Here is a 13,167-nt window from a genome sequence, read left to right as displayed (position 1 = left end):
TCGAGGCGTTACGGCACGACCTGCACCTGCTCGCCGATGAGCAGGTTGTCGAAGAACGTCACCGCGGCGTCGTGGCCGAGGTGCACGCAGCCGTGCGACTGGTCGGTCAGGCTGCCCTCGTGGAACGCGATACCCGACTGGGTGAAGTAGACCGAGTAGGGCATCGGCGCGTTGTACGGGACGCTCCAGTCGTCCTTCACCTTGCGCAGCACGGAGAACGTGCCGGTGGGCGTCTCGTAGCCCGGACGACCGTGGGTCACCGGGACGGGGCCGTAGCTCATGTTGCCCTGGTAGATCAGCCACGCCTCGTTGGTCGAGAGTCGCAGGCACGCCCCGTCCTGGATGTCGCAGGGCGTGCCGGTCGAGGCGTTGGCGGGTGCCGCGAGGCCGGTCGTGAAGGTCATGGCCAGCGCGGCAGCCAAGGTGCCGAGCTTCTTCATCGCGAATCACTCCCTCACCCACTCGGCTACCCCGGGTGAGGGTCGGTTCAACCCGTCAGGCGACGACCTGGACCTGTTCACCCTGTTCGAGTGAGTTGAAGTACGTGATGGCGGCGTCCATGGACAGGTGGATGCAGCCGTGCGACTGGTCGTACAGGCTGCCCTCGTGGAACCCGATGCCACCGGGGGCGAAGTAGGTCGTGTACGGCATCGGGGCGTCGTTGAACTCGCGGCTGCGCTCGTTCTGCACCTTGTACAGCACGGAGAAGTAGCCGGTGGGCGTCGGGTCGCTCGGCCGGCCGGCGGTGATCGGGACCGGCCCGTACTCCACCTTGCCGCCGCTGATCAGCCAGGACTCGTTGGTGGACAGCCGGACGCACGCGCCTTCGGTGATGTCGCACGGCGTGCCCTCGACCGGGACCGCCGGGGGCGGCGGCGCGGGCTGCGGGGTCGGGGTCTTCTGCGCCGTCGGCTCCGGCGCGGCCGACGGGGTCGGCTCGACCGACGACGTCTGCGCCGGGGCGGAGGAGGACGGCGCCGTGACCGAGGACGACGATGCCGCGACCGACGACGACGGTGCCGCGACCGACGACGACGAGTGGTCCGATGTGGACGACGGCCCCGAAGCGGTCGGTTGACCCGTCCCGCACGCCGCCGTCGCGGTGACCAGGAAAGCGATTCCCACCAGTGCTGCCTTGCGCATCGCGCACCCCCAGGTGTGTTGCTGTTCTGCCCTGGAGACGCCCTTTGACGCCGGCGCGTTGCCACGCGTTGTGTAACGAAACGGGAAGGGCCGCCCCGCGCGCGGCGGGACGGCCCTCCCCGGTCGTGCCGAGCGGACTTACACCGAGCCCGCGTACTGGCTGATCCAGGAGCGGAACGCCGGGACGTCCATGTAGATCGACGGACCGGTCGCGCAGGTGGAGCTGCTGTTGCCCGCGCGGCTGGTGGCGCCGATGAGCTGCCACACGCCGTTCACCGACTTGATCTGCGGGCCGCCCGAGTCGCCGTAGCAGGCGCCCGAGTTGCCGTTGGGGTTGTTCGTGCAGATCTCGTAGGAGCCGTAGATGCCCTGGCAGCTGCTGTCGGACACGATCGACGTGTTGAGCTCCTGCAGGGTGATCGGCGCGCCGCCGCACCCGCGCGGGGCGCAGGTCTGGCCCCAGCCGATGATGCGGGTGGCCGTGCCGACCGCACCCGAGGACGCCGCCACCGCGATCGGCGCCTGGCTCACGCTCGTGGACAGGCGCAGCAACGCGATGTCGTAGCTCGGGTGGGTGACGATCTGGGCGCCCGACGCGACCGAGCCGCCACTGGTGCGGTTCGTCGAGCCGATGCGGGTCCGGATGGACGAGGCGGAACGGCCCTGGACGCAGTGCTTGGCCGTCACGACCCAGTTCGCCTTGATCAACGAGCCGCCGCAGAAGTGGCTGCCCGTGGTGCTCTGCAGGGACACCATGAACGAGTAGACCTGAGTGGCGTTCCCACCGCCCACGATGTACGGGGTCAGCTCGCCGTCGTCGGACGGGGCCGCCGCCGCCCCGCCCGCCGCCGCGAACGCCGCCCCGATCGCAACCGCGAAAGCGGTGAACAGGGTACGAACCTTCATCTCTTCCTCTCCGTGCCCGGCGCAGGGATGCCGGGGCACGGATCGGACGCTAGGGAGGGAGGGGTGGTGCTCACTACATACGTTCGGCCGGTAACAGCCCGTTGACCGTTGACAGCGGGACGTGAGTGTCCGGTTACCGAACGTCTTGAGCTTTCGGGGATCGCTGAGCTCTCAAGATCAAAGCCAAAAGCGAAAAGCGAAAAGCGGACGCTCGCCGCTGGGCAGGCCCCCGGGGGTGGGAAGGGCGTCGGTTTCTTCCCCCCGTACGGCCTGCCGGAGGCAACCACCCTTGGCCCGTTTCCGCAACCGGTAAAGCTGGTTGCGGAAACGGGCCAAGCGCGGTTGGGCTGCGCCCAGGCCGTACGGGGGGAAGAAACCGAGGCCCTTCCCGTGGCTGGCAGCCGAGGTGAAAAGCAGCGCCTGCGGCGGGCGGGTGCCGTTACGGCAGCGGGGGCAGTACCGGCTCGTCGGTGGGGGTGGGGTCGAAGTCGACGGAGGAGTACTCGCGGAGCTTGGTCAGGCGGTGGAAGCCGTCGATCATGCGGACCGTGCCGGACTTCGAGCGCATCACGATGGACTGGGTCGTGCAGCCGCCCGCTCGGTAGTGGACGCCGCGCACCAAGTCGCCGTCGGTCACGCCGGTGGCGCAGAAGAAGACGTTGTCGCCGCGCACCAGGTCGTTGGTGGTCAGCACGCGGTCCAGGTCGTGGCCCGCGTCCAGCGCCTTCTGGCGCTCGTCGTCGTCCTTCGGCCACAGGCGGCCCTGGATGGCGCCGCCCATGCACTTCAGGGCCGCTGCCGCGATGATGCCCTCGGGGGTTCCGCCGATGCCGACCAGCAGGTCGATGCCGGTGTTGGGCCGGGCCGCCGAGATGGCGCCCGCGACGTCGCCGTCCGAGATGAAGTGGATGCGGGCGCCGGCCGCCCGGACCTCCTGGACCAGGGACTCGTGGCGCGGGCGGTCGAGGATGCAGACCGTCACGTCGTGGACGTCGCTGTGCTTGGCCTTCGCCACCCGGCGGATGTTCTCGGCGATGGGGACGGTGATGTCGATGACGTCCGCCGCCTCCGGGCCGACCGCCAGCTTCTCCATGTAGAAGACCGCGGACGGGTCGAACATCGCGCCGCGCTCGGCCACCGCCAGGACCGCCAGGGCGTTGGGCATGCCCTTGGACATCAGGGTGGTGCCGTCGATCGGGTCCACCGCCACGTCGCAGTCGGGGCCGTCGCCGTTGCCGACCTCCTCGCCGTTGAACAGCATGGGCGCCTCGTCCTTCTCGCCCTCGCCGATCACGACCACGCCGCGCATGGACACCGTGCCGATGAGCTTGCGCATGGCGTCGACCGCCGCGCCGTCGCCGCCGTTCTTGTCGCCGCGCCCCACCCAGCGCCCGGCGGCCATCGCCGCCGCCTCGGTCACCCGGACGAGTTCGAGCGCGAGGTTCCGGTCGGGGGCCTCGCGACGACGCTCGGACGGGCTGCTGCTGGACACCATGACGCTCCTCCTGCGGGTACCGGCCGGTAGGCCAATCCTCGCACGGGTGAGGCCGCGTCGGTTTGTCGTGGCGCGTGCGGTGGCGATCACGTCCTTCGATCGTCGCCGCACGCGCCACGACGGACCGACCCTCCTGCGGCCTCACCCGCGACGCCGGAGGCGGCGCAATCCAACGCTGTCAGGCGTCGGCCACGTCCTCCTCCGTCACAGCGAGTGCTTGATCGATCCTCTCGCGGGCGCCCGCCAACTGCCGTTCACAGGTCTTCGCGAGGGCCTCGCCGCGCTCCCACAGGGCCAGCGACTCCTCCAGCGACAGACCGCCCTGCTCCAGCCTCTTCACGACTTCGACCAGCTCGTCGCGGGCCTGCTCGTAGCCAATCTCGTCGGTCAAGACGACAACTTCCCCAATCGGTTCTGGACGTGCACCACGACGGTGGCCACCGCCTGGTCGTAGCCGACGAACGCCTCGGCGAACTCCGCTCCGTCACCTTCCCGCACGGCGTCGTCGATGCGGTGCTCGGCCTCCACGACCCGCCGGCGGTGCACCGAGCCGTGCGAGAGCCACCAGCGCATCCCCGCGTAGGAGGAGGTCGCCTCGGACAGGTCGTGCAGCCGGCTGATCAGCGTCTGACCGCCCGACGTGCACCCCGCGACCAGGGACAGCCAGCAGTCCGCCGCCGCGCGGTCCGCTGCCTCGGCGTGGTCGCGCACGGTGCGCGCGCCCTCGTCCTCCGCCTCCCCCGCGGCGGCCATCGTCAAGGGCAGGAACGTGGGCTCACGTGCCGGGTTGGGCACCTCCGCCTCCTTCCTGACCACTTCCGCCGCCGTCGGTGACGACCGCGTGCACGGCCCCGTCTGCCACCCGAACCCTGAGGTGGGCACCGACCGGGGCGTCCGCTGTCGAACGGACCACACCGTCCACCCCGTCGGGCGTGACGAGCTGCACCACGGCGTACCCACGCGCCAGCGTGGCGGCAGGTCCGAGGGTCGTCAAGCGGGCAGTGGTCGCGATCAGGCCCGATGTTTCTGAATCGAGTCTGTTCCGCATGGCCCGGCGGCCCCGCTCGCGCCACTGCTCGACGTCCTGCGCACGCCGGTCCAGTGGCCCGTACGGGTCGGAAAGCGCAGGTCGGGTGCGTAGTGCGGCCAGCAGCTTGCGCTCGCGGTCCACCCAGCCGTGCAGCGCTCGGCGGCTGCGGTCGCGGAGTTGACGAACTCTCTCCGTTTCCTCCGCCACATCGGGCACGACCCGCTTGCCGGCGTCGGTCGGCGTGGAGCAGCGCACGTCGGCCACGTGGTCCACCAGCGGGGTGTCCGGCTCGTGTCCGATGGCCGACAGGACCGGCGTGCGGGCCTGGGACACCGCCCGGCACAGGGCCTCGTCGGAGAACGGCAGCAGGTCCTCGACGCTGCCGCCGCCGCGCGCCAGCACGATGACGTCCACCTCGGGGTCGCGGTCCAGCGTGGTCAGCGCGGTGAGGATCTGCGGCACCGCCATCGGGCCCTGCACGGCCACGTTGACCACCCGGAACCGGGCGGCGGGCCAGCGGGCGCGGGCGTTGGTCAGCACGTCCCGCTCGGCGGCCGACGCGCGACCGGTGATGAGCCCGATCTTGTTCGGCAGGAACGGCGGGCGGCGCTTGCGGCGCGGGTCGAACAGGCCCTCGGCGGCCAGCAGCTTCTTCAACCGCTCGATGCGGGCCAGCAGCTCGCCGATGCCGACCTGCCGGATCTCGTCCACGCGAAGGCTCAGCGTGCCCCGGTTGGGGAAGTAGTTCGGCTTGCCGTGCACGACGACCCGGCTGCCCTCGGCCAGTTGCAGCTCGCGGACCATGCCGACGGGTGCGGTGAGCGTCATCGACATGTCGACGCTCGGGTCGCGCAGGGTCAGGAACGCCGTCGCCGTGCCGGGGCGGGCGGACAGCTGCGTGACCTGGCCCTCCACCCACACGTCACCGAGGCGGTTGATCCAGTCGAAGATCTTGCGCGCGACCGTGCGGACCGGCCAGGGGTTCTCCGGTGTGGACTTCTCGTCGGTCACTGCTGCGCTTCGGTCGGCTGTTGGGTCTCCAGGTTGGCGATGCGGCGGGTGAGCATGCCGGTGAACTCCGGGCGGCCCGCGTGCGTCCGCTCGTGCTCCAGCAGCTGCCGCAGGTCCTCGGCGGACAGCGCGCGCAGGCGGGCGCGCAGCTGGGGCAGGGTCAGCTCGTCGTAGTTGGGCAGCGCGGCCGGGGGCTCGGCGGCCAGCGCCTGCTCCTCGGCCTCCCACGGGTCGTGCGCGGGCTCCTCGGCCGGCTCGTCCTCCGGCTCGTCGACTTCCTCGTCCTCGTCGAACGTGGCCCACTCGGGCTCGTCCTCGACCGGCCGCAGCACGGCCAGGGCGTCGTCACCCTTGATTGCGAGTTCCGTCACCGTCTGCTGGACCCGCATGGACAGCTGGAGCGCCTCGCTGACCACGGTCACCGGGAGCCCCGCGAGCTGCTGCGGTAGCTTCCGGGCCTGCTCGACGGCGGTGACCGCCAGTCCCGCGGCGAGGCGGACCGGCAGCGGCAGTGGCTTCATGCCGCCTAGCCTGCCGCAGTCTCCCTGAGGATGCCTAGCTCGGACGCGCCCGTACCCTAGACGGCATGGACAAGCGAGTGCTCCTGGCCAAGCCGCGCGGTTACTGCGCCGGCGTGGACCGCGCGGTCGTCACCGTCGAGAAGGCGCTGGAGCAGTACGGCGCTCCGGTGTACGTGCGCAAGGAGATCGTCCACAACAAGCACGTCGTGGAGACGCTGTCCAAGCGCGGCGCGATCTTCGTCGACGAGACCGACCAGGTGCCCGAGGGCGCTCTGGTGGTGTTCTCCGCGCACGGCGTGTCGCCGATGGTGCACGCCCAGGCGGCGGAGCGGGGCCTGAAGACCATCGACGCCACCTGCCCGCTGGTGACCAAGGTCCACAACGAGGCCAAGCGCTTCGCGCGCGAGGACTACGACATCCTCCTGATCGGCCACGAGGGCCACGAGGAGGTCGAGGGCACGTCCGGCGAGGCGCCCGACCACATCCAGCTCGTGGACACGGCCGAGGACGTGGCGAAGGTGACCGTGCGCGACCCGTCCAAGGTGGTGTGGCTGTCCCAGACCACGCTGTCGGTGGACGAGACGATGGTGCGCGTGCGGCAGCTCAAGGAGCGCTTCCCGGACCTGCAGGAACCGCCGTCCGACGACATCTGCTACGCGACTTCGAACCGGCAGACGGCCGTGAAGACGATGGCCCCGCAGTGCGAGCTGGTGCTGGTCGTCGGGTCGAAGAACTCGTCCAACTCCGTGCGGCTGGTCGAGGTCGCGTTGCAGGCGGGTGCCAAGGCGTCGTACCTGGTGGACTACGCCTCCGAGGTCGACCCGGCGTGGCTGGAGGGCGTGACCACGGTCGGCGTGACCAGCGGCGCGTCCGTGCCGGACATCCTGGTGATGGAGCTGCTCGAGTTCCTGGCCGGCCACGGGTACGGCGAGGTCGAGGAGATCACCACGGCGAACGAGAAGATCGCCTTCGCCCTGCCCCGCGAACTCCGCAAGGACATGGTCCGCTGACGACCTGAGCCGAACTGTCGTACCCCCGTGAGATCATGGACGCGGGGGCCGGAGGCCGCGCCACAATCGCGTCGGGAGAGCGTTTCCGCTGGTGACGGCGGTGTGGAGCGCGTCCGGTGGTGGCGGCCGTGGATCAGCCGTCGGTGCGGGGGCGGGGCTTGCGCTGGGCCGGGCGGTCGCCCTTGGCCGGGTCCCGAGGGCGGCGGGGACGATCGCCGGCGGGGCGGCCCTCGGCAGGACGGCCTTCGCCGGACGGGCGCGGGCGCTTGGGGCGGGGCTCGTCGGCAGGAGGAGCGGGCTTGCGGCGGGGCCGGTCGTCGTCCGCGGCAGCGGGCTTGCGGCGCGGGCGGTCGTCGTCGGGAGCCGGGCCGCGGCGCTTCAGTTCGCGCTTCTCGTCCTTGGTGAGGCGGTTCGGGTCCTTCTGCGTGGTCACGCGCAGGATGCCGATCAGGACCGTGCACAGCGTGGTGATCGCCATCGCCGGGAAACCGTCGATCAACGGCTTGCCCAGCGACAGGCCCGCCGTCGCCAGCCCGCCCGACGGCAGGCCCGACGTGAACACCACGATCAGCGGCACCACGATCGCCAGCACCAGCGGCGGCTGCACGACCGGCCCGAACATCGACCGCCGCTCCACGAACACCACGGCACCCACGGCACCGACGAAGAACGTGATGGCGAACACCCAGCCCACGGTCTTCGCGGTCGACGTCGTCACGTCGATGTAAGTACCGACGATGGCCAGCACGAACGTGATGAGCACCGCCGCCCACCAGGGCAGACCGCGGAAGGAGCCGAACATGGCGCGGTCGTTCCAGCGGACGGGGTCCAGCTCCTCGTCCTCCGGCTCGCGCGTTGCAGCGGTCACGCCCACTCCTCGTTCGGCTCGCAGTGCCAACACACTCTATTACGCCTCCCGGGCCTCCAAGGGTGCACTGACGCCCTCTTCGGACCTGCGCACGAACGACACCGGCTTCGGCGACGACGACGCCGCGGTCAGCGGCTCGACCGCCGCCCGGAAGCCCTCCAGCGCGTCCAGCTCCCGCCGCCGCGCGGACAGGAACCGCTGCAGGTGCGTGCTGGACAGGTTGACCGCGTCGATGGCCGCGTCCGCCGCCCGGTGCGCGGACGACGCCTGCGCGCGCACCTGCTCGACGTCGTCGGCCAGCGCCCGGTCGGTCACCGCGAACAGCGCCGCCGAGGCGATGACGGCGAACCCGGTCGGCCCGCACAGGAACACCCGCCGGTCCAGCAGCCACCGCAGCAGCTCCGGGTCGGTGTCCAGGGCCGCCACCACGGCACCGTCGTTGGGCACGAACATGACCGTCCCGTAGATCGCGTCCGCCCACCGCTGGTAGCCCTTGCCCGCCAGCTCCGCGGCCCGCGCCCGGATGTTGCGCACGTGCACGCGCAGCGCGTCGGCCCGCTCGGTGGGGTCGTCGGTCTCCACCGCCTCCGCCCACGTGGCCATGCTCATCTTCGCGTCCACCGGCACCTGCCGCCCGCCGCCGACCTCCAGCACGAGGTCCGGCCGCACCGACCCGCCGCCGGCCACGTCCACCTGGAGCCGGAAGTGCACGCCCTCCCGCAGCCCCAGCGCGCGAGCCGTCTCCACCAGCACCCGTTCGCCCAGCTCACCGCGCCCGCTCACGGACGAGAACGCCACCTCGTAGCGCTGGAGGGCCAGGTAGGTGGCGTCACCCCGCTCCCGTTCCCGCTGCACGGCGGCCAGCGCGGCGTCGGTGCGCCGGATGCCGTCCTGGTAGAGCCGCCACACGAACACGAGCGCCCCGGCGAGCAGGAGCGCGACCACCACCGCCGCCGTCGTGAGGACCGCTGTCATGGGTCCGATCATCGCGCACGTGCACCCGATCACACGTTCGAGCGACACGCCGAGTCGGTTACCGGGACCGGCCGGCGCCCGCCCCTAGCGTGGGCCGCCATGCGGTTGCTGCACACGTCCGACTGGCACGTGGGACGGACGTTCCACGGCCGCGACCTGCTCGCCGAGCAGGAAGCGGTGCTGGGCGGGCTGGCCGACCTCGTCTCCGACGAGCGGGTGGACGTGGTGCTGGTCGCGGGCGACCTGTTCGACCGGGCCGTTCCCAACGCCGAGGCGATCGCCGTGTGCACGCGCGTGCTGGAACGCGTCCGCGCGGCCGGCGCGCAGGTCGTCGTCACGCCCGGCAACCACGACTCGGCCGCGCGCCTGGGCCTGTTCGGCGGGTTCGCCGCGGCCGGTGGGCTGCACCTGCGGACCCGGGTCGCCGACCTGCACGAGCCGGTGCTGTTCGCCGACGCGCACGGCCCGGTCGCCGTGTACGGGATCCCGTTCCTGGAGCCGGAGACCGCGCGGCACGCGCTGGGCGTGGAGGGCAAGGGCCACGAGGCCGTGCTGACCGAGGCGATGCGCCGGGTCCGGGAGGACCTCGCGGGACGCGCGGGCACGCGGTCGGTGGTTCTGGCGCACGCGTTCGTGACCGGTGGCGAGCCGTGCGAGTCGGAGCGGACCATCGCGGTCGGCGGGGTGCAGGACGTGCCGGCCGGGGTGTTCGCCGGCGTGGACTACGTGGCCCTGGGGCACCTGCACGGCCAGCAGACCCTGGCGGAGGGCCTGAGGTACTCGGGCAGCCCGCTGGCGTACTCGTTCTCGGAGACCCAGCAGGTCAAGTCGGTGTGGCTGGTGGAGGTCGACGGCTCGGGCCTGGGCGGTGTGGAGCGGCGGGCGCTGCCGGTGCCGCGGCGGCTGTCCACGCTGACCGGCGAGCTGGAGGACCTGCTGTCCGACCCCGGTCACGCGCCGGTCGAGGACCACTTCGTGTCCGCCGTGCTGACCGACCGGGTCCGGCCGCTGGACTCGTTGCGCCGGTTGCAGACCCGGTTCCCGCACGCGGTGCACGTCGAGTGGCGGCCGGCGGACGGCCGGGTCGACGAGCTGCGGTTCGCCGAGCGGGTGCGGGGGCGCAGCGACGAGGAGATCGGCTGCTGCTTCCTGGAGGACGTGCGGGGCGAGCCGCCGAACGAGCGGGAACTGCTGCTGCTGCGGGAGGCGATCGCCGCGGCGGCGCGCGAGGAGGCGTCGTGAAGCTGCACCGGCTGGAGGTCACCGCGTTCGGCCCCTACGCGGGCCGCGAGGAGGTCGACTTCGACCTGCTGGGCGCGGACGGGCTGTTCCTCCTGCACGGTGACACCGGCGCGGGCAAGACGACGTTGCTGGACGCGGTGGCGTTCGCCCTGTTCGGCCGGGTCCCGGGCGCGCGCAACGAGGCCAAGCGCTTGCGGTGCGACTACGCCGACCGCGACACGGTGACCGAGGTGGCGCTGGAGCTGACCGTGCGCGGGCGGCGGTTCCGGGTGGTGCGCAGCCCCGAGTACGACCGGCCGAAGAAGCGCGGCGACGGGTTCACCCGGCAGCACGCGAAGGCGTCGCTGACCTGGATCAGCGGCTGGGAGGGCGAGGGCCACAGCCGCGTGGACGAGGTGGCGCGCGAGGTGGAGAGCCTGCTCGGGATGACCGCCGAGCAGTTCTTCCAGGTCGTGCTGCTGCCGCAGGGCGAGTTCGCGAAGTTCCTGCGCGCGGAGACGGCCGAGCGGGAGAAGCTGCTGGAGCGGCTGTTCGGGACCGAGCGGTTCGTGGACGTGGAGCGCTGGTTCCGGGACCGGCGGGTGGCGCGCGGGCGCGAGCTGGAGCGGTTGCGGCTGGCCAACCGGGACCTGGTGCAGCGGGTGGCGGAGGTCGCGCGGGAGGACGTGCCGGAGGACGGCGGCGACCCCGAGTGGCTCAGCTCCCTGGTGAAGCGGCTGGCGGAGGCCGAGCGCGAGGCCGCGGCGCGGGCGGCGGAGACGGCTGCGGCGCGTGCGGCTGCCGAGGCCGAGTGGCGTGCGGCGGACGAGCTGGCCGGGCGGGTGTCGCGGGTGCGCGGGGCCCGGGACGCGTTGGCGCGGTGCTCCGAGATCGAACCGCACCGGGTGGCGTGGGTGCGGGAGCGGGACGCGGCGCGGCGGGCGTCGGTCGTGGTGCCGGCCCGCGTGGCTGCCGAGCGGCTGGAGCGCGCTCTGGCGTCCGCGGAGGCCCAGGAGGCCGCCGCGGCTCGCGCGCTCGCCGACCTGGGGTACGCGGGCGTCTGGGCGCCGCCGGTGGCTCCCGGTTCGGGGGCGCGGCCTCCGGCCCCCGGTTCCATTGTCCCAGAGGGGACCGACAAAACCGCCGCCGCGGAGCTGAGAGCGGAGGGGGAGCGGTTCCGCGAGGAGGCCGGCGGGCTGACCTTGTTGGCCGAGGAAGCCCGGCGGCAGCGGGAGGACCGGCGGCGGCTCGGCGAACTGGAGAAGCGCGCCGCGACCGCGGCCGAGAGGCTGGACAAGCTGGTCGTGGCGCTGGCCGAGGTGCCCGACCGGCTCGCCGTCGCCCGCGCCGAGGCGGAGGAAGCCGCGCTGGCCGCTGCCCGGCTCGACGCGGTGGCGGCGAAGGCCGTGGCGGCGCGGGAGATCCCGGCGGCCGAACTCGCGGTGCGGACGGCCGACGACGCCCGTCGGGTCGCGGTGGACGCCCACCAGCGGGCGCGGGACGTCCTGCTCCAGGTCCGCAAGCAGCGCCTGGACGGCATGGCCGTCGAGCTCGCCACCGCCCTGCGCGCCGGCCACGCGTGCCCGGTGTGCGGCTCCAAGGACCACCCGGCCCCCGCCGAACCGATGCTCAACGCGGTCACCGGGGCCGACGAGGACCGTGCCGCCGACACCGAGCAGGCCGCCGCCGACCGCCGGGCCGCCGCCGAGAAGGCGTTGCAGGACGCGGAGAACCGGCTCGTGGCGCTGCGGGAGGTGGTCGGCGACCAGGACCCGGAAGAACTGCTGGCCGAGCACCGGGCGGTGAAAAGCGTTGCCGCGCAACGGGAACCGCGTGCTCGCGCGTTGGCCGAGCTGGAGCGCAAGGTCGAGGCCGCGACCGTCGAGCGGACCGCGCTGGAGCGCGAGGTCGCCGAGCTGACCACCCGGCACGTCGAGCTGTCCGAGGTGGTCCGGGAACGCGCCGACCGCCTGGAGGACGCCCGCGGCGACTTCCCCGACGTCACCGCCCGCCGCGCCCACCTGCTCGACCTGGCCGACGCCCTGGCCGGCCTCGCCGACCGCCGCACCGCCGTCGCGGAGTGCGCGGAACGCCTGGCCGAGCAGCGCGTCGAGGTGTCCCGGCTGGCCGCCGAGGCGGGGTTCGCCGACGTCGCCGACGCCGTGGCCGCGGTCCGGGGCGAGGACGCGGTGGAGGCCCTGGAGACCCGGATCCGGAAGGTCGAGGACGCGAAGGTCACCGCCGAGTCCGTGCTGGCCGAACTGTCCGATGTGGACCCCGACGTCGAGGTCGACCTGGCCGCCGCCGAGCAGGCCTTCCGCGCCGCGACCGCCTCGGCCGAACAGGCCGCGTCCGTCCTGTCCGCCGCTCGCCGGGACGCTCGGCGCGCCGAGGCGTTGGCCGAGCGGTTGGCCGCCGCGTGGGTCGAGCTGGAGCCGGTGGAGGCCGAGTACGCGGAACTGGCGGCGCTGACCGATGTGATCAACGGGCAGGGCCAGAACGCGAAGAAGATGACCCTGCGGACCTACGTGCTGGCCGCCCGGTTGGAGGAGGTGGCGGTCGCCGCGAGCGCCCGGCTCGAGCGCATGAGCCAGGGGCGGTACCGGTTCGTGCACTCCGTGGAGGCCGGCCCGCGCGGGACGCGTGGCGGGTTGGGGTTGGACGTGCTGGACGACTACTCGGGTCGGCAGCGGCCGACCAAGACGTTGTCCGGTGGCGAGTCCTTCCTGGCTTCGTTGGCGTTGGCGCTGGGGCTGTCCGACGTGGTCGCGGCCGGCGCGGTGCTGGACACGCTGTTCATCGACGAGGGCTTCGGCACGCTGGACGCCGACACGCTCGAGCTGGTGATGACGGTGTTGGACGAGCTGCGGGCCGGCGGGCGCGTGGTCGGGCTGGTGTCGCACGTCGAGGAGCTGCGGCAACGCATCCCGACCCGGCTGCGGGTGCGCAAGTCCCGCGCCGGGTCCTCCCTGGAGGTCGTGGCCTGA

General features: G+C 72.6%; 13 protein-coding genes. 3 read left to right on the top strand and 10 right to left on the bottom strand.

The window, feature by feature from the left end:
- Nucleotides 1-8: 8 nt before the first annotated feature.
- The 8 genes from DFJ66_RS19570 to DFJ66_RS19535 all read right to left on the bottom strand — a co-directional run bounded on the left by DFJ66_RS19570 (nucleotide 9) and on the right by DFJ66_RS19535 (nucleotide 6,106).
- Entirely contained in the window at nucleotides 9-440 is a 432-nt protein-coding gene (locus tag DFJ66_RS19570) for a L,D-transpeptidase (protein WP_121223077.1), read from the bottom strand.
- Nucleotides 441-495: 55 nt separating this feature from the next.
- Nucleotides 496-1,143 (bottom strand): L,D-transpeptidase, encoded by a 648-nt coding sequence (locus DFJ66_RS19565; protein ID WP_121223075.1) that lies wholly within the window; start codon nucleotides 1,141-1,143, stop codon nucleotides 496-498.
- Nucleotides 1,144-1,281: 138 nt separating this feature from the next.
- Nucleotides 1,282-2,049 carry a S1 family peptidase gene (locus DFJ66_RS19560; RefSeq protein WP_121223073.1) on the bottom strand — a complete coding sequence of 256 codons (768 nt, stop codon included), beginning with the start codon at nucleotides 2,047-2,049 and terminating at the stop codon, nucleotides 1,282-1,284.
- 439 nt (nucleotides 2,050-2,488) lie between these two features.
- Nucleotides 2,489-3,544, bottom strand: a complete 1,056-nt coding sequence (glpX, locus tag DFJ66_RS19555) for a class II fructose-bisphosphatase (protein WP_121223071.1) — start codon at nucleotides 3,542-3,544, stop codon at nucleotides 2,489-2,491.
- Nucleotides 3,545-3,722: 178 nt separating this feature from the next.
- On the bottom strand, nucleotides 3,723-3,935 hold the full coding sequence (locus tag DFJ66_RS19550; RefSeq protein ID WP_121223068.1) for an exodeoxyribonuclease VII small subunit: 213 nt from the start codon (nucleotides 3,933-3,935) through the stop codon (nucleotides 3,723-3,725).
- Nucleotides 3,932-4,339 (bottom strand): sugar ABC transporter substrate-binding protein, encoded by a 408-nt coding sequence (locus tag DFJ66_RS19545; protein ID WP_121223066.1) that lies wholly within the window; start codon nucleotides 4,337-4,339, stop codon nucleotides 3,932-3,934. The genes DFJ66_RS19550 and DFJ66_RS19545 overlap by 4 nt, the downstream gene beginning before the upstream one ends.
- A complete protein-coding gene (xseA, locus tag DFJ66_RS19540; RefSeq protein WP_121223064.1) occupies nucleotides 4,320-5,585 on the bottom strand; it encodes an exodeoxyribonuclease VII large subunit in 1,266 nt (421 codons plus the stop codon). The genes DFJ66_RS19545 and xseA overlap by 20 nt, the downstream gene beginning before the upstream one ends.
- Entirely contained in the window at nucleotides 5,582-6,106 is a 525-nt protein-coding gene (locus DFJ66_RS19535; RefSeq protein WP_121223062.1) for a lipid droplet-associated protein, read from the bottom strand. Before DFJ66_RS19535 ends, xseA begins: the two co-directional genes overlap by 4 nt.
- A 65-nt stretch (nucleotides 6,107-6,171) precedes the next feature.
- Here DFJ66_RS19535 and DFJ66_RS19530 point away from each other — a divergent pair, with 65 nt between their 5' ends.
- Nucleotides 6,172-7,116, top strand: coding sequence for a 4-hydroxy-3-methylbut-2-enyl diphosphate reductase (locus tag DFJ66_RS19530; RefSeq protein WP_121223060.1), 945 nt, complete (start codon nucleotides 6,172-6,174; stop codon nucleotides 7,114-7,116).
- A gap of 133 nt (nucleotides 7,117-7,249) precedes the next feature.
- Here the strand turns inward: DFJ66_RS19530 and DFJ66_RS19525 are convergent, their stop codons facing one another.
- Nucleotides 7,250-7,984 carry a DUF6542 domain-containing protein gene (locus tag DFJ66_RS19525; RefSeq protein WP_121223058.1) on the bottom strand — a complete coding sequence of 245 codons (735 nt, stop codon included), beginning with the start codon at nucleotides 7,982-7,984 and terminating at the stop codon, nucleotides 7,250-7,252.
- A gap of 39 nt (nucleotides 7,985-8,023) precedes the next feature.
- A complete protein-coding gene (locus tag DFJ66_RS19520) occupies nucleotides 8,024-8,959 on the bottom strand; it encodes a DNA recombination protein RmuC (RefSeq protein ID WP_121231422.1) in 936 nt (311 codons plus the stop codon).
- 99 nt (nucleotides 8,960-9,058) lie between these two features.
- On the opposite strand from DFJ66_RS19520, the gene DFJ66_RS19515 reads away from it, so the two are divergent.
- Nucleotides 9,059-10,201, top strand: a complete 1,143-nt coding sequence (locus tag DFJ66_RS19515) for a metallophosphoesterase family protein (RefSeq protein ID WP_121223056.1) — start codon at nucleotides 9,059-9,061, stop codon at nucleotides 10,199-10,201.
- Entirely contained in the window at nucleotides 10,198-13,167 is a 2,970-nt protein-coding gene (locus DFJ66_RS19510) for an AAA family ATPase (protein WP_121223053.1), read from the top strand. The genes DFJ66_RS19515 and DFJ66_RS19510 overlap by 4 nt, the downstream gene beginning before the upstream one ends.

This window comes from Saccharothrix variisporea, assembly GCF_003634995.1.
Classification (GTDB): Bacteria; Actinomycetota; Actinomycetes; order Mycobacteriales; family Pseudonocardiaceae; genus Actinosynnema; species Actinosynnema variisporeum.
The sequence above is the reverse complement of the archived record's forward strand: the minus strand, read 5'-3'. Positions and strand labels throughout refer to the sequence as shown.

Excerpts from the sequence above, each read along its gene's own strand:
- DFJ66_RS19570 (WP_121223077.1), bottom strand. The coding sequence starts at position 440 with ATGAAGAAGCTCGGCACCTTGGCTGCCGCGCTGGCCATGACCTTCACG.
- DFJ66_RS19565 (WP_121223075.1), bottom strand. The coding sequence starts at position 1,143 with ATGCGCAAGGCAGCACTGGTGGGAATCGCTTTCCTGGTCACCGCGACG.
- DFJ66_RS19560 (WP_121223073.1), bottom strand. The coding sequence starts at position 2,049 with ATGAAGGTTCGTACCCTGTTCACCGCTTTCGCGGTTGCGATCGGGGCG.
- glpX (WP_121223071.1), bottom strand. The coding sequence starts at position 3,544 with ATGGTGTCCAGCAGCAGCCCGTCCGAGCGTCGTCGCGAGGCCCCCGAC.
- DFJ66_RS19535 (WP_121223062.1), bottom strand. The coding sequence starts at position 6,106 with ATGAAGCCACTGCCGCTGCCGGTCCGCCTCGCCGCGGGACTGGCGGTC.
- DFJ66_RS19530 (WP_121223060.1), top strand. The coding sequence starts at position 6,172 with ATGGACAAGCGAGTGCTCCTGGCCAAGCCGCGCGGTTACTGCGCCGGC.
- DFJ66_RS19520 (WP_121231422.1), bottom strand. The coding sequence starts at position 8,959 with ATGACAGCGGTCCTCACGACGGCGGCGGTGGTGGTCGCGCTCCTGCTC.
- DFJ66_RS19515 (WP_121223056.1), top strand. The coding sequence starts at position 9,059 with ATGCGGTTGCTGCACACGTCCGACTGGCACGTGGGACGGACGTTCCAC.